We start from the raw sequence: 21,479 nt of genomic DNA on the forward strand, positions 1-21,479 counted from the left end.
AAAAGGCGCGCTTCCTTGCGCATCGCAGAGCGCATCGGCATTCACAACATAAGCCTTCTTGTTGCTCTCGCCATTCTCGTGCTCATTTTCGGCACCCTGAGAGGCGACGTGTTCTTCTCCAGCCGAAACCTGCTGAACATCGGTCTAGGCATTACCATCCTGGGCGTTCTGGCGATGAGCCAGACCGTGGTTATTGTCGCCGGAGGGCTCGATATTGCCGTCGGCGCAATTGTCGGTCTGACCACAGTATCGACGGCAATGGCCATCCAGGCCACCGGATCACCCGCCGCGGGCATTCTTGCCGGCCTGGTCCTGGGCGGTCTTGCCGGCCTCGTGAACGGCATCATCATCACCTATGGGCGGGTCAACGCTGTCATCGCGACTCTCGGTACGATGGCGATCTTCCGCGGCATCGCGTTCATCATGTCCGACGGGCAATCGATCGCGATTTTCAGCGAGACTTTCCGCTTCATCGGGATCGGACGAATCCTCGGCCTGCCTCTGCTGATCTGGATTCTCTTGCTGACCGCGATCGTGTTCCATCTCTTCCTTGCCCGCTCGATCGTTGGCCGCAACATCTATGCCCTGGGCGGCAATCCCGTTGTCGCACGCTTCTCCGGCATCGATATCAACCGCTACCGCGTCGGCATCTACATCATGAGTGGAGTGGCGGCCGGATTGGCCGGGATTCTGTTGGCTGCCCGTACCGGCTCCGGGCAGCCCGTATCCGGATCCCAAGGCCTGGAACTCGAGGCCATCACAGCGGCCGTTCTTGGTGGCTGCGCCTTGCAGGGCGGCAAGGGCACGATCGTCGGCGCACTGCTGGGCGTCGCCATCATTGGCGTCCTCAACAACGGAATGATACTGACGTCCGTGCCAACCTTCTATCAGTTGCTTGCCAAGGGCTCGCTGCTGATACTTGCTGTGGTAATTGCCGAGTACCACTTGAACAGGACATGACGATGGACGCGGCGATCGCTTCGACTGGCCAAGGCAAGCAGGACATTCCTGCCGCAGATGGCACCACGTCATCGCTCAAGGATCGCATCGCACGCGATCTCGGACAGCGCATCCTCGCCGGCTCCTACGCCCAGCACTCCGTCCTGCCGACGGAAGCCGAGCTTTGCGTTATCTACGGGGCGAGCCGCACCGCGCTTCGCGATGCTCTTCTGACGCTTTCGGCGAAAGGATTGATCGAGGCGCGCAAGCGGGCCGGGACGCGTGTGCGCGTGTCGAGCGAATGGAACAGGCTGGATGCACAGGTTCTGGAATGGATGCGCGATATCGAGCCCGATCTCGATTTCGTCCGAGGATTGATCGAGGCGCGGCTGGTCATTGAACCCGCTGCCGCCCAACTTGCGGCCAAGATGGCGACGTCAGGCGATCTCGCGGTCATCGAAGCGGCCTATGAAGCCATGCGCATTGCTCCGCAGGATGATCTCGCTGCGTGTCTCGATGCCGACGTCAGGTTTCATACGGCCATCCTGCGTGCCAGCCGCAACCCGGTGTTCGCCAATCTCGGCAATATGCTTGCGGCCGCCCTCAGCTTCTCCTTCCGCTTGACCACATCGGCCACCGCTAATTACCAGCAGACGCTGAGCGCGCATGGCGACGTGCTGGAGGCAATCAGGATGCGGAGGGCCGACGATGCACACGATCAGATGAAGGCGCTCATCGGGATCGCGTCGAACGACCTTCTTGCAGTGGCTCGCAAAGGCCGCCATCAACAGCCGATCGCCGCTGCCAAGGCCAGTACCGTCTGAAGCGGATGGTCGGGACGATCAAGATCAGAAGCGGAGACCTGTCTGCTGAAATCGTCCCATCGCTTGGGGCAGGTCTTGCGAGACTGGACCATGGACGCGTGCCGCTCTTCAGGCCTTGGCCGAACGGCGGGAGCAGCAACCCGTTCGACCTTGCCTGCAACCTGCTTTTGCCATGGTCAAATCGCATCTCGGGCGGCGGGTTCACATTCGACTGCAAATTCCACGAACTGCCTGCCAATGTTGCACGCGAGCCCTTTCCCATTCACGGCAATGGATTTTCGAGCGAGTGGGACGTCGACAGCGTAACGCAGGACAACGCAAAGCTGTCGCTCATCAGCAACGGGCCCGGCCCATACCGATATCGCGCCGAGGTGAGCTACGCGCTCGCCGGACAGGGGCTCGAGCTGAAACTTCGCATCGTCAATCGGGCATCGATCAGATTGCCGTACGGGCTTGGCATCCATCCATGGTTCCCGAGAACAGCGTTGACCACGCTTCACGCCGCGGCATCACAGGTTTGCCTCGAACGGCCCAACCATCTCCCTGAACGATGTGTGGATGTCAAAACCCGTCCTGATTGGAATTTCGGCGCCCCAGTCGTATTGCCGAGTGGATGGATAAACAATCTGTTTGCCGGTTGGAACGGTGTCGCTACCATATCGTGGCCGGAGCACAGTTGCAGCCTGCGGATTGAAGCTTCATCGCCGTTGAATTTCTACCTGGTCTATTCGCCATCGGACGAGAGCGACTTCTTCTGTTTTGAACCGGTCAGTCATGTTGTCGATGCTCATAATCGGGGTTCGATCGACAAATGGAATGGACTGTCGGTGCTTGGGCCCGGCGAGAGCCTGGCAGCCCGCTGCAGCTTTGCCGTCAGTTAGGCGGACCTCTGCGGCGCCCTCGAATTGGCGGATGTCGGCCTGCATGTCCGGTGACAACGAAGCCGTCTTTTCGTCCAAACGGAGCTTGGGAAGAGGGAACTCCGGCGACCGGGAACCCGTGAGCCAGTTCGACGTTTGCCGGATGTCGCTGCGCAGCTCGTCTGCTTGACGGCCCACCAAATGTGCCTGGCAGGATTGGATCAATGACGGATGTTGAACCAAAAGAATTCGTGCTCGCGGGCATCGTCATGAAGCGACTGGTGTCCGGCGAACAGACGGGAGGCTTGTTGAGTCTGTTCGAAAACAGAAGCGACGGGCGCACCAAAACGCCAATCCATGTTCATGCGAATGACGACGAGACGGTCTACGTCATCGAAGGGCACTTGACCGCAATTGTGGACGGTGTGGTCCGAACGCTCTCGCCCGGCGAGAGCATGTTTTTGAAGCGGGGCATCCCGCACCAGCTTATGAATCCCGGCAATCAGCTCGTTCGCTATATCCTGATAGACACGCCAAGTGTGTTCGAGCAGTTTCTCGCCGAAGGTGGCCATGAACGCAGCAAGGGAGAGGTGGTCGGGCCGCCAACGCCTGCCGATATCGAGCGGCTCAAAGTAGCCGCGCCGAAGTTTGGGATTACGCTCCTGCAGGACTGGCCGGCAAGAGAGTAGATGGCTTCGTGATGGCGGCTTGGACCGCCGCTAAAGCCGGCCCTTGCCCGAGGAACCGGTATTGGCTAGCCGTCGGCAATCCAATCCGAGAGGCTTCGCGAAAAACTTCGCGGCACGATGAGTTCGCACGCGGTCTCGCCGGTGCGCAGGAAGAGCACGGGCACGTGATGGAAGGATGTTTGCACGGCGCGGCCCGGAGCGGCGGTCGGCGCGTGCCAGTTGACGGTAATGCAGCCGGACAGAAGCCTTGCGATACCAGGGCCGGCCATTTTCAAACGAACACGACCTTCCCCGAGGGGCACGGAACAGCCGAGATCGGGGTCGACGACAAGGGCTGGCGCTTCTGTGCCTTCGTCGAGAGCCAGCCAAAGGCGGCGAGGTGCAACGCGGATGGTCAAAAGGCCCTTGTGGCGAACCGTCTCTCCCACCGAAGCGGGAAGTTTCGTGTTGAGCGACGCCGAGACGCTCTTTTCGAATTGTCTCAGTGTCGCGTCCCAGCCCTCGATCTGGATAAGCGGACAATCCGCCACGGACAGACTGAAATCCCGAGAAGAGGTCAAGCTAGCCATGCAGCCGTTCTCCCTGCGGATCGATGAATACCGGCGAGACAACGCGGGCGCGAACCGTTTCGGCCTTCATCGGATAGACCGCCACGACCTCGCTTCCTTCTGCCGCGACATCACCGGCAAGCAGGGCCAATCCGACATAGCGGTCGAGTTCTGGGCTAAAGGTGATCGAGGTCACCCGGCCGCGGCCATGGCCCTCGATCTTGTCGTCGGGCAGGAACAGGATCGCCCCGCCGCGGAGGCGCTTGCCGTCTTCGGCGCATTCCAGTCCGACCAGCCGCTGGCGCTCAGGCACCTGATAGGCCTGGCGGCGGCGCAGTACATCGCCGACGAAGCCGCTGCGCTTGCCGGCCATGCGGCCGAGGCCGAGATCGTCGAGCGTCGTGCGCCCATCGATCTCCGGTCCGGCGACATGGCCCTTTTCGACCCGCAGCGCGCCGAGCGCCTCGACACCGTAAGGCTTCAGGTCGAAGGGTGTGCCGGCTTCGAGCAAGCGGCTCCAGAGCTGTTCACCGGCAGTGGCGCCGACATAGACTTCGTAAGCGCGCTCGCCGGAATAACTGAGGCGCAGGATGCGGAGCCCACGGACCTGCCACTCGCTTTCGAGTAGCCCCATATGCGGAAGCGCCGCGTCGGAAACGTCGAGACCAGGAAAAGCAACACCGAGGATTGCGCGGCTGTTGGGCCCGGCAACCGACATCGCCGCCCATTCATCGCTGACCGAGGTAACGGCCACGCGCAAATCCGGCCAGGCCGTGTCGAGCAGGAATTCGAGACGCGACAGCACATCGGCGGCCTTGGCGGTCGAAGTGGTCATGAAGAACCGGTTTTCCGCTAGCCGCGTCGTGGTGCCGTCGTCGAAGACGATGCCGTCGTCGCGCAGCATGACGCCGTAGCGGGCGCGGCCTATCGCCAGTTTGGCAAAGCCGTTGGCATAGACGCGGTCGAGGAAGATTGCCGCATCCGGGCCCTGGACATCGATCTTGCCGAGCGTGGAGATGTCCATCAGCCCCGCGGCCTGACGCACGGTACGCATTTCGGCAACATAGGCCTCGTTCACGTCGCGGCCCGACTGCCGGTAGAAATAGGGCCGCATCCAGAGCCCGACCTCGAGCATCTCGGCGCCGTTCGCCATGTGCCAGTCGTGCATCGGCGTGCGGCGGATCGGCTTGAAATGATGGCCGACGGCGCGTCCGGCAAGCGCGCCGATCGCCACCGGCGTATAGGGCGGGCGGAAGGTCGTGGTGCCGGTCTCGGGAATCGTTGCGCCGCGCAGCGCTGCCATGGCGGCAAGTGCGGGAAAATTGCTGGTCTTGCCCTGATCGGTGCCCATGCCGAGCGTGGTGTAGCGCTTCAGATGCTCGACCGATTCATAGCCTTCACGATGGGCGAGCTCGATATCCCCGGTCGTCACGTCCATCTGGAAATCGACGAAGGCTTTTCCACGTCCGACCGAAGGGGCTTCGCGAAGTAGCGTCGTAGCGGTCTCGCCGAGATCGAGTTTCGATGGAGCGGGCACCGGCGCCGACTTGCCGCAGGAGGCTGCCGCTTCGATGCCGGCGCGATGGCCGTGCTCGACGGCAGCGGCGGTCGCATAAGCTCCTATCATTGCGCCGGCGCCGAACTGGCTGGCTGAAAAGACGCCCGGCACGAAGCCGTCAATGTCGTCGCGATAGACAGGTTTGACACCGAGGTGTGAGGTGAGATGCACGGTTGGCGACCAGCCGCCGGAGATGCAGACGAGGTCACAGGCGGCCGAGGATTGTCCCTCCGGTCCATTGAGCGTTACGCGCCTGACGGTATGGCCGCCGTGCAGGTCGACGATGCGCGTTGCGGCCCTCACCACCACGCCGAGCCGTGCGGCTTCCGCGGCAAGTGCTGCGGGCGGGACGGCGCGCAGATCGGCAATCGTCACCTCCGCGCCGGCTGCGGCGTAATCGAAGGCGGTGCGCCAGGCACCGTCATTGCTGGTGGCGACGATGATTTTCTTGCCCGGCAGGACGGCGAAACGGTTGAGGTAGGTCCGCGCGGCCGAGGCAAGCATGACGCCGGGCCGGTCGTTGTTCGAGAACACGATCGGCCGCTCGATGGCGCCGGTGGCGAAAACGATCGCGCGGGCGCGCAGCATGGTGACCGTTTGGCGTGTCTCGCCATTCGGCTGCGGATCGGTTGGATCGCGCTGTTCGACCAGTCCAAGCACATTGCCGTCATAGCTGCCGAAAGCGGCCGTCCGCTTCATCAGCGCGACGGTTTCGAAGCCCTCCAACTCGGCCTCGGCCTGCCTCAGCCATGCGGCCGCTGCGCTGTCGGACGGTTCCGCCAGAAGCTGGCCGCCAAGCAGAAAATCCTGCTCGATCAGCGCGACCCGCGCGCCGGCCGCGGCGGCTGCCCGCGCCGCCGACAATCCCGCCGGGCCGCCGCCGACGATGGCGACATCGGCGAAGGCATGATGAACCTCGTAGCGGTCGGGATCGGGGCCGGTGCCGGCTCTGCCCAGGCCGGCCGCCTTGCGGATGAAATGTTCGTAGAACATCCAGGCGCGGCGCGTCGGGCCCATGAAGGTCTTGTAGTAGAAGCCGGCGGACAGAAACGGCGCGAAAAGGCCGTTGACGCTTTGCACGTCGAAGCCAAGCGACGGCCAGCGGTTCTGACTCTCCACGACCATGCCATCGGCGAGTTCCAGCGTCGTCGCCGGCAGGTTCGGCTCGCGCCTGCCGGCGCTCCCGAGCGTAACCAGCGCATTCGGCTCTTCGGGCCCGGCGGAAAAAATGCCGCGCGGACGATGATATTTGAAGCTGCGCCCGACCAGAGTGACGCCATTGGCGAGCAGCGCGGAGGCGAGCGTGTCGCCGCGATACCCAATCAGCTTGCGGCCATCGAAGGTGAAATCTACCGGCACCTCGCGACTGATGCGGCCACCCGCTGGCAGGCGTTTGCGGTTCGAACTCATGCCGGTTGTTTCCTGACAGTCGATTTCCTGGCGAAGTCGACGGATGCGATCGCGTGGTTGCGGGTGTCGCGTTCGACCACCAGCCATTGCCGGCAGCCGGTCACGTGCTGCCAGAATTCACGGTGCGGGCCGGCCGGGTTTGTCCTGATATAGACGTAGCGGTACCAGGCCTCCGGATCGGCATCGTCATGGGTTGGACGCGTGACCGAGGCATCGCCGCCATAGCGGAACTCGTCATGGTCGCGCGGGCCGCAGCAGGGGCATTCGATGCGCAGCATTTTGTCCCGCCTCCTATTGCAGCCAGGCGGAAGGGCCGACGCCGGCCTCATCGAGCGTGTGGCCGGTGCGGAAACGATCGAGCCCGTAGGCCGCGATCAAGGGATGCGGCTTGCCGGTGGCGATCGTGTGGGCGAAGCACCAGCCGGAAGCCGGCGTCGCCTTGAAGCCGCCATAGCACCAGCCGCCATTGAGATAGAGGCCGTCGATCGGCGTCGGGCAGATGATCGGGCTGGCATCGGGAGTCATGTCCATGACGCCGCCCCAGTGGCGCAGCAGACGGACGCGCGAAATGCACGGCATCAAAGCAATCGCCGCCTCCGCCACCTCGCGCACGACGCCGAGATTGCCGCGCTGGGCGTATGAATTGTAGCCGTCGAGATTGCCGCCGAAGACCAGTCCGCCCTTGTCGGACTGGCTGACGTAGAAATGATCGGCGCCGTAAGCGACGACGTGATCTACCAACGGCTTCAGCGGTTCGGTGACAAAAGCTTGCAGCACATGGCTTTCGATCGGCAGTTCAAGGCCGGCCCTGGCACCGAGCACGGACGTGTGGCCAGCGACCGCGAGGCCGACCTTGCCGGCGCCGATCCGGCCTTTCGTCGTTTCGACGCCGAGGATCCTGTCGCCGTCGCGGAGGAAGCCTGTCACTTCGCAGTTCTGGATGATGTCGACGCCATGGCCGTCGGCGGCGCGCGCATAGCCCCAGGCGACGGCGTCGTGGCGCGCCGTGCCCGCCCGGCCCTGGAAGATGGCACCATGGATCGGAAAGCGGGCGGTGTCGGAAAAATCGAGATAGGGCACGAGACGGCGCACCTCGTCGCGGTCGAGGATATCGGCATCAATGCCATTCAGCCACATGACATTGGCGCGGTGGCTGAAGCCGTCGAGCTGATCGGCCGAATGCGCTGTGACGAGCTGGCCGCGCTGCGAGAACATGACGTTGAAGTTCAGCGCCCGCGACATGCCCTCCCAGAGCTTCATCGAGAATTCGTAGAACTGGGTGTTGCCGTCGAGCAGGTAGTTGGAGCGGATGACGGTGGTGTTGCGGCCGACATTGCCGCCGCCGACATAGCCCTTTTCGAGTACGGCGACGTTACGGATGCCGTGGTTCTCGGCGAGGTAGAAGGCGGTGGCGAGGCCGTGTCCGCCGCCGCCGATGACGATCACATCATAGGACGGTTTTGGCTCCGCCGCACGCCAGGCGCGCTGCCAATTCTTCTGGCCGGCGAGCGCGTTGCGGAAAATCGAGAGTGCCGAGTAGCGCGCCATGCGTGCGGGCCTATCGAACGATCGGGCCGGCCGGCGTGCGGGTGAGCACTTCGGCGCCCGCGTCGGTCAAAAGCACCGTGTTGGAGACGAAGTCATTGCCGCGACCCGTTCCCATCAGCCATGACAGGATGTGGAAGCTCATCCCCGTTTCGATCTCGAGGTCGGAATCGTGTCGCAAGCCGGTCACCGAATTGCCGCCGGTCCATGACGGCGGCTGGCCGGCGCCGACAAGGTAGCCGCAGTGATGGCGGCGATAGTGGGAAAGGCCGGCCTCATCGGCGACAGCCTGCCAGGCGGCGTAAACATCGCGCGCCTTGGCGCCCGGCCGCAGCGCCTCGACGACCGCGTTGAAGGCCTTGGCGGTCACCTCCGCCATTGCGGCGTCTTCATCGCTGATGTGGCCGATGCGAACGAGCCGGCCGAGCGGGGCATGGTAGCGCGAGATGCACCCGGACAGTTCGACAAAGACCGGCTCGCCCTTGCGGTAGATTCCGTCGCCCCAGGTCGTGTGCTCTTCACCCAGGCGCGCGGCCGGGCGGATGAACGGTCCGAAGCCCGGCGCATGACCGCCGGCGCGGATCATTGCCGCAACACATTGGGCGGCGACCTCCTGTTCGGAAGTGCCATCGGAGATCGCGGCGATCGCGGCACCGGCGGCGGCGTCCGTCACCTTTGCGGCACGCCGCATCAGCGCCTGTTCTTCGGCGCTCTTCACCCGCCGCATCTTGTCGATCAGACCGGAGACATCGCTCCACGTTGCATCGGCTTGCGTCTGGAGCGCCACGGCAAGTCCATGGCTAAGGCCGGCCGTCCAGCATTCGAGGCCGATCCGCTTGCCCGACAGGCCGAGCTCCGCAAGCATCCGCGCGGCAAGGTCGGCCGCCGTTTCGCTGTCAGAGTGGCCACGGAATTCCGCTGCCTTCACCTGCTTCTCGATCGTCACCTTCTCCATCGAGCGGGTGACCAGAACAGGTTTTCCCCGGAGCGGAACGATCAGCAGGTGAGGGGCAAAATACCCCCAGTGATCAAGCCCGGTGAGATAGAAGACGTTCTCCGGCGAGGCGAAGACCGCCGCGTCGAGCTCGCGCTCGGCCAGTGCAATACGGACCTTGGCAAGGCGGCCGGCGATTTCGGCTTCGGAAAACGGATTGCGGTCCATCGGGTGTCCTCGTGCTTGTTGCCGGCTTGCTGGCGCGCATGGTCTTTTCGGCAGCCGGTTTCCTGGCCGCCATGTCAGTCGATGACGATGAGTTCGCGCGCCACGTCGCAGAGGCGTTCGCCGCCGCGTTCCGTGACGACGAACGATTCCGAGATGGCGATGCCGAAATCGTCGAGCCAGACGCCGGCCATGAAATGGAAGCACATCCCGGACTGCATCTCGGTAGTATCGCCGGGACGAAGGCTTGCGGTGCGTTCACCCCAATCGGGCGGGTAGGCGAGCCCGACCGGATAGCCGACCCGGCTTTCCTTCTTCAGCCCGTTCCGTCGCAGGACTGCCTGCCAGGCGGCTTCCACCTGTTCGGCGGTGTAGCCGGGGCGCGCCTTCTCGAGGCCGGCGTCGACACCCTCGACGATTGCCTTGGCCATGTCGAGGATGGCTAGCGGCGGCTTGCCGAAATGTATGGTCCGCGTCAGCGCCGCGTGATAGCGGCGCCTCACGCCGGCAATCTCCAGAATGGCGGGGCCGCTGTCCGGCAGCGGCGCGTCGGACCACGTCAGATGCGGCGTGCTGGTGCCCTCGCCAACGGGCATAAGCGGACAGATCGCGGCATAGTCGCCGCCCGCTCCGGGCACCCCCGTGATCTGCGCGTGATAGATTTCCGCAATGACATGGTTCTGAGGCACACCGGGCCGCATTTTCCCGATGGCGCGGTTCATGGCATGCGTGCAGATCGCACCCGCCTCGCGGATCAGCACCAGCTCGGCTTCGGATTTGACCAGCCGCGCCCAGTTAACGAGATCGTGGTTGTTGGCGAAATGCGCGTCGGGCAGCCCCTCGACAAGATGGGCGTGGCAGCGCGCAGTGTAATAATGCGCGTCCATCTCGACGCCGATACGGGCCTTTCCCCAGCCGCGCGACCGGATCAGTTGGGCGAGTTCGTCATAAGGGTGTTCGACGGGCTGCTGCACCAGCCGTTCCGAGAACGGCACGATGTTTGTCTCGGGCAGGCCGGTGGTCAGGCGTGCGCTCTTGGCATCCTGCGCTCTGCCGAACCAGATCGGCCGGTCCTCCTCCAGATGGACGAGCACGCACTGCGGAACGTAGAACGACCATCCGTCATAGCCGGTCAGCCAGCACATGTTGGCTGGATCCTGACAGACGATGAGATCGAAGCCGGCTTTTTGCATGCGTGTCTTCACGCCGGCGAGGCGCTGCCGATACTCCGCTTGCGTGAATGTCCCGAAGCCGTTCGCGGTCGCCACCGAAATCCTGCCTTCCAGGTACGCCGTTTGCCTTTTGTAAGTGGCAACTAGGCCAAATTGTGCACAACTCGACGTCAATTTGCCGGCTAACGGCGAATTATCGCCGAATTTCCATGGTTTCTATATCTCTGCTTGCGAAATGTCTAGGGCAGTTGTATACGTCTGATCAAGCAGGCGTCGACCTCGAAGAAGGCCGCGCCCTGGGAACCATCCACAGTTGTCCAATGGGAGAAAAGCATGTTCAATTCATCGATATCGCGCCGCATGGTCGTGAAAGCGGCTGCCTGCATCGCGCTCGCCGCGACGTCATTGACCTCGCTGTCCGCTCACGCGGAAACCACCCTCGAACGGGCCAAGAAGGACGGCTACATCCGCGTCGGTTTCGCCAACGAGGCGCCGTTCGGTTACGCCACGCCAGACGGCAAGCTGACCGGCGAGGCGCCGGAAGTCGCCAAGGCGGTGCTCGCCAAGATGGGCATACCGCAGGTCGACGGTGTTTTGACCGAATTCGGCTCGCTCATTCCAGGTCTCAAGGCCGGCCGCTTCGACATCATCGCCGCCGGCATGTTCATCACCCCGAAGCGCTGCGCCGAGATCAACTACTCCGAGCCGTCCTACGGCATCGGCGAGGCTATGCTGGTGGCAAAAGGCAATCCGAAAGGCATCAAGGATTTTTCCAGCATCAAGGACAATCCGGATCTCAAGCTTGCCGTGATGGCCGGCGCAGTCGAAGGCGGCTTCGCCAAGGAAGCGGGCGTTGCCGATGGGCAGATCGTCTCCTTGCCCGACCAGTCCAGCCTGGTCGCCGCCGTCCAGTCGGGCCGCGCCGATGCTGCCGCGCTTACCGCCCTTTCGATCGCCGACATGGCCAAGAAGGCCGACGGTGTCGAATCGACCAAGCCCTTCGGCGAGGTCGCCGGCAAGTCGGTGAAAGGCCATGGCGGCTTCGGCTTCCGCAAGGAAGACACCGACCTGCAGCAGGCTTTCAACGCCGAGCTGAAGAAGTTCATCGGTTCGCCGGAGCATATCGCGCTGGTCGAGCCACTCGGCTTCGGCAAGGATTATCTGCCCAACAAGACCACCGCAGAGCTCTGCGCTGGCAAATAGGTTCCCAACTGCTGGCGGCGCGAAAGCGCCGCCCTTTTTTCCCGGGGGAATCGCATGGGAATCCGTACGCTCATTGCCATGCTGGTCATCGCGCTGGTCGTGATCGGCGCGTTGGCAACACAGGAAAGCTATAGAGTGTTCATGCCGGGGCTGCTGCAAGGCGCGGTCCTGACGGTCGAGATCGCCGTCCTCGGCAGCCTGCTGGCAATTATCATGGGCGTGCTTGCGGCACTTGCAAGGATGTATGGCCCGACGCCGCTCAGATGGCTGGCCACGGTTTACGTCGAGATCTTCCGCGGAACGTCGGCACTGGTACAATTGTTCTGGCTGTTTTTCGTGCTCCCGCAATTCGGCGTCACGATCAACGCGTTCGTGGTGGCAGTGCTGGCGCTTGGCCTGAATGTCGGCGCCTACGGATCGGAGTGCGTGCGCGGCGCGATCCAGTCCGTCGCCCGCGGGCAGTGGGAAGCGTGTACGGCATTGAACATGAGCCGCCCACAGATGTTGCGCCGGATCATCCTGCCGCAGGCCTTTGTCGCGATGATCCCACCCTGGGGTAATCTGTTCATCGAGCTTCTGAAATCGACGGCGCTGGTCTCGCTGATCACGCTTTCGGATCTCGCCTTCAAGGCGCAGCAAATGAACCAGAACACGTTCAAGACCATTCCGATCTTCACCCTCGTTCTTTTGATGTACCTGGCAATGTCGCTGGTTGTGACCATCGGCATGCGGCTTCTCGAAAGGCGAGCGTCGCTCGGACTGGCGCGGGGGAAGGCGGCATGATCTGGGATTGGGGATTTGCCCTGGAAATCCTGCCGGTGCTTGCCCGCGCCGCCGTCATTTCCATCGAAGCGACGCTGATCGGCTTTGCGCTTGCCGCCTCGCTCGGCCTGGTGCTGGCCGTTGTCCGCATCGCCGTGCCATGGACCAGCTGGACGATTTCGGTGCTGGTCGAGCTGATCCGCTCGACCCCGCTGCTCATCCAGATATTCTTTCTCTATTTCGTCTTTCCGAAATTCGGCGTCGTGCTCGACGCTTTCACCGCCGGGGTGCTGGCCATCGGCATCCACTACGCCGCCTATTGCTCCGAGGTCTATCGCGCCGGTTTCGACAACATCCATCGCGGCCAGTGGGAAGCTTCGATCGCGCTCAATCTCTCGTCCTGGACGACGTTCCGCGACATCATCATTCCGCAGGCGATCCCGCCGATCGTTCCGGCGCTCGGCAATTATCTGGTAGCCTTGTTCAAAGAAACGCCGTTGCTTTCCGCAATCGCCGTGATGGAACTGATGCAGACCGCAAAGATCATCGGCTCCGAAACGTTCCGCTACACCGAGCCGATCACGCTGGTCGGCCTGTTTTTCCTTGCCATGAGCCTGGTTTCGGCGGCGCTCATCCGCTCCCTCGAAGGGCTGCTCAACCGGAGGACCACGCGATGACTGAACAACCGATGGTCCGCTTCGACAATGTATCGAAACGCTACGGCACGTTAACCGTTCTCGACGGGCTCAATCTCGAAATAGCGCGCGGCGAAAAAGTCTCCGTCATCGGTCCGTCGGGTTCGGGCAAGACGACGGTGCTGCGCATGCTGATGACGCTGGAGACGATCAATGACGGCGTCATCTGGGTCGAAGGCGAGCCGCTGACCCATATGGAGAGGAACGGCAAGCTTGTTCCCGCCGATCTCGCCCACATCCGCAAGATCCGCGCCAAGATCGGCATGGTGTTCCAGTCGTTCAACCTGTTTCCGCATATGACGGCGATGCAGAACTGCATCGAGGCGCCGATAACGGTGCTCGGCATGAAGCGGGCGGACGCCGAGGCACGAGCGGCCGAGCTGCTGGAGCTGGTCGGTCTGGCCCAGAAGAAGGACCACTATCCGTCACAGCTTTCCGGCGGCCAGCAGCAGCGCGTCGCCATCGCCAGGGCGCTGGCAATGCGGCCCAAGATCATGCTGTTCGACGAGGTGACGTCGGCGCTCGACCCGGAGCTTGTCGGCGAAGTGCTGCAGGTGATAAGGCAAATCGGGCGCGAGCATGATCTCACCATGCTGATGGTCACCCATCAGATGGGCTTCGCCAAGGAGTTTTCCGACCGCGTTTGTTTCTTCTATCAAGGCAAGATCTGCGAGCAGGGACCGCCAAGCGAACTGTTTGGTGCTCCCAAGAACGAGCGGACACGGCAATTCCTGCACGCTGTCCTGGAGGCTGGGTGACGATCGAGACAGAGGCCAAGCCGCCCACGACGGTGACCGCCGCGCCGCCGCGCCCGCTCTCCGCGCGGGAGCGGTTCGAGCGCATCTACCGGATATTGCGCGACCGCATCTGCCTGCTCGATTATGCGCCGGGAAGCCACCTGTCCGAGGAAGAACTTGCCCAGGAATTCGAGATCAGCCGCACGCCGGTCCGGCGCGTCCTGGCGCGCCTTGAATCCGAGGGTCTGGTTCAATCCGTCCACGGCGTCGGCACGATCGTCACCGACGTCGACATCGAGGAATTGCAGCAGGTCTATCATCTGCGCCTGGAACTGGCGCTCCTCGTCGGCAAGCTTTCGCCGATTCCGCGCACGGCGGACGATCTTGACCGGATACGGGCGCTCATCGCGCGCTGCGATGCCGATATACTCAATCCCGACCAGCGCGCTTTCCTGCGCCTCAACATGGATTTTTTCTACGAGCTCACGGCGATGACCGGCAACCAGCCACTGCGCGAGATCAGCGAGCGCCTGTATTTTCAGGTCGCGCGCGTCGTCCTGAAGCTGATGCCGCAATTGGGCCTTGTCGAGGAATTCACCGCATTCCGCCGCGAAATGGAAGAGGTCCTTGCCGCCGCCGAAATCGGCGACTGGGAGTCCATCGGGCACATAAGGCGGGCGCATATCTCAATGAGCTTCCGCCGCATGATGCGCCATGCAGGCGTGGCGAATCTGGATAGAGCTACATAATCAGCCCCCGTAAGATTGTGCTGGTGGCCTGCCGTCGAACTGGCTTCGTTTGCCAGGGAAAGCAGGCCGCCCGCCCCGATGCCGATAGAATTTGCCAGCACCGGGAATGACCGGAACGGCCCGATCCTACAGGGCCATACCTGCCCTCAGAGAGCGTCCTCATTCGGTATGTAGGCGGGGTTCCAGACGACCTCCCACAGGTGTCCGTTCGGATCGCGGAAGTATCCGGCATATCCGCCAAAGAACGTGTCCCGGGCAGGCTTGATGATCTCGGCTCCGGCGCGAGCGGCCTCATCCATCACTTGATCGACTTCTTCGCGGCGCACAACGTTGTGTCCGACTGTGAACGAGGTCGAGCTGATCGGCGCCTTGGGCAGGCCAGTGTCGTAGGCGAGGTCGTCCTGCGCCCAGATCGCGAGCTTCAACCCGCCGGACAGCGTGAAGAACGCGACGGCGCCATGCTCGAACTCGCGGCCGATGATCCCTTCCGTCGGCAAGCCGAGACCGTCGCGGTAGAACGCCAGAGAACTCTCGAGGTTGGCGACAGCGATAGTCAAAACCGAAATGCGCGGTTTCATGGCGATCTCCTCTGGTTGTCGGAGACACCAGGATAAAGTCGGGCGACAGTGACGAATTGAACAAAACGGCCAATGAAGAGCGCGACGTGGTTTCACCCGTTCTGCAGCAGGTGATGAATCTGTCGCGGGGTGCTTCCCGTCAGGCGGCGGCTCTCGCGGACAAGATGCGCCTGATCGGAATAGCCTGCCTCGGCCGCCAGCATGGCGGTGGAGCTGTTGGAGTGGCTCGAAAGCCGCAGAAAGCGCTGGTAGCGGAGGATACGGTCAAGCGTCTTGGGGCCATAGCCGAAGCTCTCGTCGAAGCGCCGGCGCAACGTCCTTTCGCTCATCTCGAGCGCGCGCGTCAACCAAGGGACGAGCGGCATTGTCCGATATCGCGGTCCTGGCCGGGCGGGTTGAGGAGGGTCTTGAGCACATTCGCAAGGCGTTCCGGCTGAATCCGTTGCCGACAAATTGGTATTATCTGGCGCTCGGCTAGGCGCAATATGCAGCCGGCGAATACGAAGCCGCTGTCGAGACACCGCGCCGGGACGAGACTTATCGTACAAGCTCACGCCGTTTTCCGGCGGCAAGCCTCGCCCAACTCGGGCGGCTCGATGAGGCCCCTCAGTTGATGCTTGATAACCATTTATAGATCGCGGACTGCTTACGGTGACGTTTGGGTTTCTGGTGACATACGGCGAAGTGCCTCTTTCGCCCCTTGGTGACCTTGTGCGGCTGAGCGCTTTAGCCAATCCATCGCAAGCACCGGATCGCTGTTAACGCCGACACTCTTTAAATACATCAAACCTATATTATATTGTGCTTTCGCGTTATTTTGCTTTGCGGCCTTATTATACCAAAGGAACGCAAGGTATGTATTTTTATCGACATCTGTACCACTGAGATAAATCGAGCCTAAATTAACCTGAGCGTCGACGTTCCCCTGTTCTGCGGCTTTCGTGAACCAAAAAATAGCCTCATTAATGCTTTTTGGCACACCTTTACCAATGAGGTACACGTATCCGAGGTATTGCTGAGCTTCAGGTATTCCTTGTGTCGCTGCACTGCGCCAAAGTTCAGCCGCCTTTTCGTCATCTAGCTGAACTCCTTCACCCCAAGAATACAGAAGGCCGAGACTGACCTGTGCTACGGCCATATTTTGCTTCGCCGCCTTCGTCCACCATTCCGCAGCTTTGGCGTAATCCAACGAGACTCCAAGTCCCCTTGAATAGAGGAACCCCAAGTTGAACTCAGCGATGGCGTCACCGTTTTCAGCAAGCTCTTCCCATTCCTTATATGCAACTTGGTAATTACCCGCCTTGAAAGCAGCCTCCGCCTCAAGAGCACCCCCTTGCGACGCAGTAGGAGAAAACAGAGCAATGGCGAAAAGCAGCCCCAAAAGCCACAGAGATACGACAAACCGCGTTGACTTCATCATCTTGCCTCCGCTTGGCGACGCATCTCGCGACCCATGAGTTTGGCCGCCTGAACTCGGCGCGAATGACGACAGCCGTGATTTAAACATTGCCGCTTACCGCTCATGGAACGCCCCATCAGTCATCTCCATCAGTGGATCGAGGAGGAATTCTAGCACGCGCCGGTCGCCAGTCTTCACTTCCGCCGTCACGGACATGCCTGGTGTAAGTATCACGTCCTCGCCTTCGACCCGAATCGACCTCTCATTCAGCGCGATTCTCACCGGGAACACCAGCGGCCCGGCGGCATCGCGCGTGGCGTCTTGTATCGCGCTTGGCGCCTGCTGCACTTGACCAGCCGGTATCGCGTCATTGGACACCCTCAGAACCTTGCCATGCAGTGTACCGTAGCGAGTAAAGGGGAAGCCTCGAGCTTGACGCGCACCTCCTGCCCTTCATGCACAAAACCGTTGTCGCGGTTGAGCAGCATCGCCTCGATCTCGAGCGCCGTGCCATCCGGCACGATGACCATCAGCTTTTGTCCGGTCTGCACCACTTCGCCTAGCGTATTCACCTCCAGCTGCTGCACGCGGCCGGCGACCAGCGATTTGAGCAGGCCGGAGCGCTCGAACAGCTCGGCCTAGCCAGATCCTGTTGCAAGACCCCGATCGAGCGGTCGACCTCGATCAGTTCCGTGGCGACCTTGTCGAGATAGGCCTCGCGGCGCGCGTTTCTGTGTGCCAAGCGTCCTTATCGTCGCTTCGCGTTCAGCGATATGGTCCTCGTCAGACATCGCTGCCATCAGCTGGTCCTGCTCGCGCCGGCGCCGTCGCACCGTTCGTGCGACCTATTCCTCAAAGCGACCCGTGGCGTCACGATCGCGCTCGTACCGTCTGGTGAGCGGAAACGGCGGCAACCAGGACTCGCGTCGGATGATCCAGCTTTCGTAGGTTGGCATCAGTTGGTCAGGCGCATCCAGGGACCCCAGGTTTACTTCGATTTCGTCTGCGGTGCGTCCGAAAACGGAGGAGCCGCAGCGGGGACAGAAAAACCGCCCGGCGTAGTCGCGTGTTTCGCCGTCGATCGTCACCGCATCCTCAGGAAAAATCGCGGAAGCGTGAAAAAGGGCGCCATGATGCTTGCGGCAGTCGAGACAGTGACAAAGGCCGACCCGGTATGGGCGCCCTGACGCGACAATTCGGACGTTGCCGCACAGGCAACCGCCGGTGAATCGGTCCATGCTGCGTCTCCTCCAATATCAAGCGGCCGGAATGGTTACAACGACCGGCACTGTTGTTGCAATCGCCGCGCCGCGGGCGGGGACACGTCGTTCTTCCGTGGCGATGACATTGCAGCCGCCTCTCTATGTCTTGCGCGAGCTTGCCGCCGAAAATAGCCTTTGGTTTGTCATGTGGAACGAAACGGCGCGTTCCATTGAGCCGCCAACTCGGCGGCCGAGGCGATCTTGACGCCGCAGTCGGCGAGTATGCGTGCGACGGTCGCTACCAGTTCGGCGTTGGACGAGGCTATGCTGCCGTCCGGAAGGAAAAGATTGTTTTCGAAGCCGACCCGGACATGGCCGCCAAGCAACGCGGCCGCGGTCACGCACGCCGCTTCGTTGCGGCCGAAGGCGCAGACGCTCCAATGGTCGAAGCGCGGCATGTTCGCCGCGAGGAATGGCAGGAGATCGGCAGGAACGGACGCCTGTCCCGGCGTGTATCGGCCCAGCACGTAGAGAACCGGTATGCTTGCCCAGGGGATCAGTCCGCGCTGCTGCATGTGCGAAAGCCTGACGGCCTCCTCGGGCGAATAGAGGATGATCTGCGGCGCAACCCCCTCGGTGTGCAGCCAGGCCATGAAGCGCACAAAGGCGGGTTCCGATCCGGCATCAGGAACGATTTCGCGAAGCGCCAGCGAGACAGCTTGCGGCTTCACATCTTGTACGACGGCCATCTGTTGGGCCGGCGAATAGATACCGAGCGCTTCGGAGGTGATCTGAATTATCAAGCGGTCGCCGGCAGCACCGCGGATGGCGGCGATCGTCTGGCGGTAGGCGTCGGCGTCGAGCAGATGATTGCCGCTTCTGTCGCGGACATGGACGTGGATCATAGCCGCACCGGCATCGGCGCATTCCGCGGCCGTCCTCGCAAGTTCGGCTGGTGTCAGCGGAATCGCCGAATAGTCGGCCTTGCTGCGACGCCCCCCGTTCGGGGCGACGGCTATGGCGATGCGGTCGAGACCATGGGCCGGCTTCATGGGGATGTTCTGTGAGTGACAGGATTCATATGAATCAATCTTTGATCACACTGAAACAGACGTTGCAATCGCTGGTCTGGCGAGCTAGCAATATCCATGGACCAGGGAGAGCTTGCTGGACAGATCGTCACTGCCTTCGATGGCATGTCGGCGCAGCTTCGGTCCGCTGCGCGCTATGTCCTTGATAAGCCGTATGATGTCGCGCTGTTGTCCATGCGCGAGCAGGCCCGGCACGCAGGAGTGCAGCCGGCGACGATGACGCGGCTGGCCCAGCATCTCGGCCTTGATGGCTACGAGGCGGTACGCGATATCTACGCCGCCGCGATCCGGGACGGCGAAATCGGTTTCGCCGGCAAGGCGGGCCTTCAGGTGGCCAGCCAAAAGCTCAAGGGCGACCACGCGCTGGCGGCCGATATTCTGGATTCGATTTCCAGCCAGCTTGCCCATCTCGCCGAAAGCAGGTCGATCGACCGTCTGGTCGAGACGGCCAGGGCGCTGAGTGCGGCAAGGCGCGTCTATTGCCTCGGCCTGCGCTCGAGCCACGCAGTCGCCTGGCATCTGCATTACATCCTGTCGCTGATCGGCGAGAAGTCGGTGCTGCTGCACGGCATCGGCGGAACCGATGGCGACGCTCTGGCCCATGCGACCAAGGACGACGTGCTGATCGCCGCCAGCGTCCTGCCCTACACGCGCTTCACCATCGAGCTTGTCGAGTACGCTGCCGGCCGCGGCGTACCGGTCATTGCGATCACCGACAGCGGGGTAGCGCCCTTGGCGCTGCTTGCCGATCACCTAGTCGTCGTGCCGACCGGCAGCCCGTCCTTTTTCCACACCATGACGCCAGCTTTCATCGTTGCTGAGATCCTCGGTGCTCTTGTCGCAGGACAGGCAGGCGAGGGCGCCGTTGAATCGCTGCGACGCTTCGATGAGCAGGGCGCCGCCCTCAAGACCCACCTGAACCAGCGTGCGCCGAAGAAAATGCCCCTGAGGGACCGTCGATGACACACATTCTTCATCGAACCATCCACTCGACGCTGCCGGTCGCCGCTCGCGGCCAAGGCATCGAACTGTTCGATGCCGAGGGCAAGTCCTATATCGATGCGTCGGGCGGCGCCGCGGTGTCCTGTCTCGGCCACGGCCATCCCGACGTGATCGCTGCACTGCACACCCAGCTTGACCGCATCGCCTACGCCCACACCAGCTTCTTCACCACCGAGGTGGCGGAGCGCTTGGCGGATCGGCTGGTCGAGGACGCGCCGAAAGGCTTGGACCACGTCTATCTGGTCAGCGGCGGCTCGGAGGCGGTCGAGGCCGCGCTCAAGATGGCCAGGCAATATTTTGTCGAGAAAGGCGAGCCGCAACGGCGCCATCTCATCGCACGCCGGCAGAGCTATCACGGCAATACGCTCGGCGCTCTCGCCACCGGCGGCAATGAATGGCGGCGCGCCCAGTTCAGGCCGTTGCTGATCGAGACCCACCATATCGACCCCTGTTACGCCTATCGCTATCAAAAGCATGGCGAAAGCGACGAAGCCTATGCGGCGCGCGCCGCCCAGCAGCTCGAAGACAAGATCCTTGAACTCGGCCCGGACGAGGTCATCGCCTTTGTCGCCGAGCCGGTGGTGGGTGCGACGCTCGGCGCGGTGCCGCCGGTCGCGGATTACTTCAAGCACATTCGCGCGATTTGCGACCGCTACGGCGTGCTGCTCATTCTCGACGAGGTGATGTGCGGCATGGGCCGTACCGGCACGCTGCATGCGTGCGAGCAGGACGGCATCGCTCCCGACCTGCTGACCATCGCCAAGGGACTCGGCGGTGGCTACCAGCCGATTGGCGCGGTGCTGCTCGGCCGGCATATCTTCGATGCCTTTGCCCAAGGCTCGGGCTTCTTCCAGCATGGGCATACCTATATGGGCCATCCAATGGCAGCGGCGGCGGGCCTTGCCGTGCAGGAGGTCATCCGGCGCGACCGTCTGCTCGACAATGTCGGCGCAATGGGCGCGCAGCTGGACGAACGCCTGCATCAACGCTTCGATAACCACCATCATGTCGGCGACATTCGCGGGCGGGGTCTATTCAGGGGAATCGAGCTGGTGGTTGATCGCGCCAGCAAGGAACCATTCGACCAGAGGCTTGAACTCAACGCCCGCATCAAGCGCGAAGCAATGGCCCGCGGCCTGATGATTTATCCGATGGCCGGGACGATTGATGGTGTGCGGGGCGTTCATGTGCTTGTGGCGCCGCCATTCATCATTTCCAAACGGGATATCGATCGGATCGTCGAACGGCTCGGTGAGGCGATCGACGCTGCGATTGCTTCAGCGGCCTGACCCGCACGACGCTGACCGCCTCAACCAGTTCCAACGCGTCATCGGCGATGGGCCGGGACACCCACCAG

Annotated in this window: 24 protein-coding genes and 1 pseudogene; 12 read left to right on the top strand and 13 right to left on the bottom strand. The window is 62.4% G+C overall.

Annotation, left to right across the window (positions count from 1 at the left end):
* Positions 1-15 precede the first annotated feature (15 nt).
* The 4 genes from NKH41_RS07850 (at position 16) to NKH41_RS07865 (ending at position 3,312) form a co-directional block, all read left to right on the top strand.
* Entirely contained in the window at positions 16-960 is a 945-nt protein-coding gene (locus NKH41_RS07850; RefSeq protein WP_352540082.1) for an ABC transporter permease, read from the top strand.
* 2 nt (positions 961-962) lie between these two features.
* Positions 963-1,763, top strand: a complete 801-nt coding sequence (locus NKH41_RS07855; RefSeq protein ID WP_352684659.1) for a FadR/GntR family transcriptional regulator — start codon at positions 963-965, stop codon at positions 1,761-1,763.
* Positions 1,764-1,768: 5 nt separating this feature from the next.
* The gene (locus tag NKH41_RS07860; RefSeq protein ID WP_352768606.1) at positions 1,769-2,644 is read left to right on the top strand and encodes an aldose 1-epimerase; all 876 of its coding nucleotides are present in this window, start codon (positions 1,769-1,771) and stop codon (positions 2,642-2,644) included.
* Positions 2,645-2,847: 203 nt separating this feature from the next.
* Complete coding sequence (locus NKH41_RS07865) at positions 2,848-3,312, top strand: cupin domain-containing protein (RefSeq protein WP_352768604.1); 465 nt, start codon at positions 2,848-2,850, stop codon at positions 3,310-3,312.
* Positions 3,313-3,377: 65 nt separating this feature from the next.
* Here the strand turns inward: NKH41_RS07865 and NKH41_RS07870 are convergent, their stop codons facing one another.
* The 6 genes from NKH41_RS07870 to NKH41_RS07895 form a co-directional block, all read right to left on the bottom strand.
* The gene (locus NKH41_RS07870) at positions 3,378-3,881 is read right to left on the bottom strand and encodes a sarcosine oxidase subunit gamma (protein ID WP_352768601.1); all 504 of its coding nucleotides are present in this window, start codon (positions 3,879-3,881) and stop codon (positions 3,378-3,380) included.
* On the bottom strand, positions 3,874-6,828 hold the full coding sequence (locus NKH41_RS07875; protein ID WP_352768599.1) for a sarcosine oxidase subunit alpha family protein: 2,955 nt from the start codon (positions 6,826-6,828) through the stop codon (positions 3,874-3,876). The genes NKH41_RS07870 and NKH41_RS07875 overlap by 8 nt, the downstream gene beginning before the upstream one ends.
* A complete protein-coding gene (locus tag NKH41_RS07880; protein ID WP_352470571.1) occupies positions 6,825-7,106 on the bottom strand; it encodes a sarcosine oxidase subunit delta in 282 nt (93 codons plus the stop codon). The genes NKH41_RS07875 and NKH41_RS07880 overlap by 4 nt, the downstream gene beginning before the upstream one ends.
* Positions 7,107-7,119: 13 nt before the next feature.
* Positions 7,120-8,376, bottom strand: coding sequence for a sarcosine oxidase subunit beta family protein (locus NKH41_RS07885; protein WP_352768597.1), 1,257 nt, complete (start codon positions 8,374-8,376; stop codon positions 7,120-7,122).
* Positions 8,377-8,386: 10 nt separating this feature from the next.
* The gene (locus tag NKH41_RS07890; RefSeq protein WP_352768596.1) at positions 8,387-9,535 is read right to left on the bottom strand and encodes a M24 family metallopeptidase; all 1,149 of its coding nucleotides are present in this window, start codon (positions 9,533-9,535) and stop codon (positions 8,387-8,389) included.
* 74 nt (positions 9,536-9,609) lie between these two features.
* Positions 9,610-10,800: a M24 family metallopeptidase gene (locus NKH41_RS07895; protein ID WP_352768593.1), complete on the bottom strand. Its 1,191-nt coding sequence runs from the start codon at positions 10,798-10,800 to the stop codon at positions 9,610-9,612.
* Between the two features lie 237 nt (positions 10,801-11,037).
* On the opposite strand from NKH41_RS07895, the gene ehuB reads away from it, so the two are divergent.
* Genes ehuB through NKH41_RS07920 form a run of 5 tightly spaced genes read left to right on the top strand, consistent with a single transcriptional unit; the run spans position 11,038 to position 14,850 of the window.
* A complete protein-coding gene (gene ehuB / locus NKH41_RS07900; protein WP_352470567.1) occupies positions 11,038-11,907 on the top strand; it encodes an ectoine/hydroxyectoine ABC transporter substrate-binding protein EhuB in 870 nt (289 codons plus the stop codon).
* 54 nt (positions 11,908-11,961) lie between these two features.
* Complete coding sequence (gene ehuC / locus NKH41_RS07905) at positions 11,962-12,690, top strand: ectoine/hydroxyectoine ABC transporter permease subunit EhuC (protein WP_352470566.1); 729 nt, start codon at positions 11,962-11,964, stop codon at positions 12,688-12,690.
* Positions 12,687-13,346: an ectoine/hydroxyectoine ABC transporter permease subunit EhuD gene (gene ehuD, locus NKH41_RS07910; RefSeq protein ID WP_023674259.1), complete on the top strand. Its 660-nt coding sequence runs from the start codon at positions 12,687-12,689 to the stop codon at positions 13,344-13,346. The genes ehuC and ehuD overlap by 4 nt, the downstream gene beginning before the upstream one ends.
* Entirely contained in the window at positions 13,343-14,122 is a 780-nt protein-coding gene (ehuA, locus tag NKH41_RS07915; protein ID WP_023717024.1) for an ectoine/hydroxyectoine ABC transporter ATP-binding protein EhuA, read from the top strand. Before ehuD ends, ehuA begins: the two co-directional genes overlap by 4 nt.
* Complete coding sequence (locus NKH41_RS07920; protein ID WP_352768591.1) at positions 14,119-14,850, top strand: GntR family transcriptional regulator; 732 nt, start codon at positions 14,119-14,121, stop codon at positions 14,848-14,850. The genes ehuA and NKH41_RS07920 overlap by 4 nt, the downstream gene beginning before the upstream one ends.
* A gap of 146 nt (positions 14,851-14,996) precedes the next feature.
* Here NKH41_RS07920 and NKH41_RS07925 read toward each other — a convergent pair whose 3' ends face one another.
* Positions 14,997-15,428: a VOC family protein gene (locus tag NKH41_RS07925; protein WP_352768588.1), complete on the bottom strand. Its 432-nt coding sequence runs from the start codon at positions 15,426-15,428 to the stop codon at positions 14,997-14,999.
* A gap of 92 nt (positions 15,429-15,520) precedes the next feature.
* Complete coding sequence (locus NKH41_RS07930; protein WP_502895668.1) at positions 15,521-15,793, bottom strand: helix-turn-helix domain-containing protein; 273 nt, start codon at positions 15,791-15,793, stop codon at positions 15,521-15,523.
* Between NKH41_RS07930 and NKH41_RS07935 the strand changes: the two are divergent.
* Positions 15,787-16,032 (top strand): annotated as a pseudogene (locus NKH41_RS07935) (adenylate cyclase); the annotation flags it as partial. The gene NKH41_RS07930 and the pseudogene NKH41_RS07935 sit on opposite strands and share 7 nt — an antisense overlap.
* Before the next feature lie 42 nt (positions 16,033-16,074).
* Here NKH41_RS07935 and NKH41_RS07940 read toward each other — a convergent pair.
* The 5 genes from NKH41_RS07940 to NKH41_RS07960 form a co-directional block, all read right to left on the bottom strand.
* Positions 16,075-16,848, bottom strand: coding sequence for a tetratricopeptide repeat protein (locus tag NKH41_RS07940; RefSeq protein WP_352768585.1), 774 nt, complete (start codon positions 16,846-16,848; stop codon positions 16,075-16,077).
* Between the two features lie 93 nt (positions 16,849-16,941).
* Positions 16,942-17,205: a hypothetical protein gene (locus tag NKH41_RS07945; protein ID WP_352768583.1), complete on the bottom strand. Its 264-nt coding sequence runs from the start codon at positions 17,203-17,205 to the stop codon at positions 16,942-16,944.
* Between the two features lie 2 nt (positions 17,206-17,207).
* Positions 17,208-17,399 carry a hypothetical protein gene (locus NKH41_RS07950; protein WP_502895667.1) on the bottom strand — a complete coding sequence of 64 codons (192 nt, stop codon included), beginning with the start codon at positions 17,397-17,399 and terminating at the stop codon, positions 17,208-17,210.
* A gap of 273 nt (positions 17,400-17,672) precedes the next feature.
* Positions 17,673-18,065, bottom strand: a complete 393-nt coding sequence (locus NKH41_RS07955) for a GFA family protein (protein WP_352452141.1) — start codon at positions 18,063-18,065, stop codon at positions 17,673-17,675.
* Positions 18,066-18,232: 167 nt separating this feature from the next.
* The gene (locus NKH41_RS07960) at positions 18,233-19,081 is read right to left on the bottom strand and encodes a beta-keto acid cleavage family enzyme (protein ID WP_352768581.1); all 849 of its coding nucleotides are present in this window, start codon (positions 19,079-19,081) and stop codon (positions 18,233-18,235) included.
* Between the two features lie 96 nt (positions 19,082-19,177).
* Here NKH41_RS07960 and NKH41_RS07965 point away from each other — a divergent pair, with 96 nt between their 5' ends.
* Both NKH41_RS07965 and NKH41_RS07970 read left to right on the top strand, forming a co-directional pair.
* Complete coding sequence (locus NKH41_RS07965) at positions 19,178-20,083, top strand: MurR/RpiR family transcriptional regulator (RefSeq protein ID WP_352768579.1); 906 nt, start codon at positions 19,178-19,180, stop codon at positions 20,081-20,083.
* Entirely contained in the window at positions 20,080-21,411 is a 1,332-nt protein-coding gene (locus NKH41_RS07970; protein WP_352777588.1) for an aspartate aminotransferase family protein, read from the top strand. Before NKH41_RS07965 ends, NKH41_RS07970 begins: the two co-directional genes overlap by 4 nt.
* The last annotated feature ends 68 nt before the right edge of the window (positions 21,412-21,479 follow it).

This window comes from Mesorhizobium sp. M1169 (assembly GCF_040318345.1).
Lineage (GTDB): Bacteria > Pseudomonadota > Alphaproteobacteria > Rhizobiales > Rhizobiaceae > Mesorhizobium.

Coding starts and splice junctions, on each gene's coding strand:
- NKH41_RS07855 (WP_352684659.1), top strand. CDS start 963: ATGGACGCGGCGATCGCTTCGACTGGCCAAGGCAAGCAGGACATTCCT.
- NKH41_RS07860 (WP_352768606.1), top strand. CDS start 1,769: ATGGTCGGGACGATCAAGATCAGAAGCGGAGACCTGTCTGCTGAAATC.
- NKH41_RS07865 (WP_352768604.1), top strand. CDS start 2,848: ATGACGGATGTTGAACCAAAAGAATTCGTGCTCGCGGGCATCGTCATG.
- NKH41_RS07870 (WP_352768601.1), bottom strand. CDS start 3,881: ATGGCTAGCTTGACCTCTTCTCGGGATTTCAGTCTGTCCGTGGCGGAT.
- NKH41_RS07875 (WP_352768599.1), bottom strand. CDS start 6,828: ATGAGTTCGAACCGCAAACGCCTGCCAGCGGGTGGCCGCATCAGTCGC.
- NKH41_RS07880 (WP_352470571.1), bottom strand. CDS start 7,106: ATGCTGCGCATCGAATGCCCCTGCTGCGGCCCGCGCGACCATGACGAG.
- NKH41_RS07885 (WP_352768597.1), bottom strand. CDS start 8,376: ATGGCGCGCTACTCGGCACTCTCGATTTTCCGCAACGCGCTCGCCGGC.
- NKH41_RS07890 (WP_352768596.1), bottom strand. CDS start 9,535: ATGGACCGCAATCCGTTTTCCGAAGCCGAAATCGCCGGCCGCCTTGCC.
- ehuB (WP_352470567.1), top strand. CDS start 11,038: ATGTTCAATTCATCGATATCGCGCCGCATGGTCGTGAAAGCGGCTGCC.
- ehuC (WP_352470566.1), top strand. CDS start 11,962: ATGGGAATCCGTACGCTCATTGCCATGCTGGTCATCGCGCTGGTCGTG.
- ehuD (WP_023674259.1), top strand. CDS start 12,687: ATGATCTGGGATTGGGGATTTGCCCTGGAAATCCTGCCGGTGCTTGCC.
- ehuA (WP_023717024.1), top strand. CDS start 13,343: ATGACTGAACAACCGATGGTCCGCTTCGACAATGTATCGAAACGCTAC.
- NKH41_RS07925 (WP_352768588.1), bottom strand. CDS start 15,428: ATGAAACCGCGCATTTCGGTTTTGACTATCGCTGTCGCCAACCTCGAG.
- NKH41_RS07930 (WP_502895668.1), bottom strand. CDS start 15,793: ATGCCGCTCGTCCCTTGGTTGACGCGCGCGCTCGAGATGAGCGAAAGG.
- NKH41_RS07940 (WP_352768585.1), bottom strand. CDS start 16,848: ATGATGAAGTCAACGCGGTTTGTCGTATCTCTGTGGCTTTTGGGGCTG.
- NKH41_RS07955 (WP_352452141.1), bottom strand. CDS start 18,065: ATGGACCGATTCACCGGCGGTTGCCTGTGCGGCAACGTCCGAATTGTC.
- NKH41_RS07960 (WP_352768581.1), bottom strand. CDS start 19,081: ATGAAGCCGGCCCATGGTCTCGACCGCATCGCCATAGCCGTCGCCCCG.
- NKH41_RS07965 (WP_352768579.1), top strand. CDS start 19,178: ATGGACCAGGGAGAGCTTGCTGGACAGATCGTCACTGCCTTCGATGGC.
- NKH41_RS07970 (WP_352777588.1), top strand. CDS start 20,080: ATGACACACATTCTTCATCGAACCATCCACTCGACGCTGCCGGTCGCC.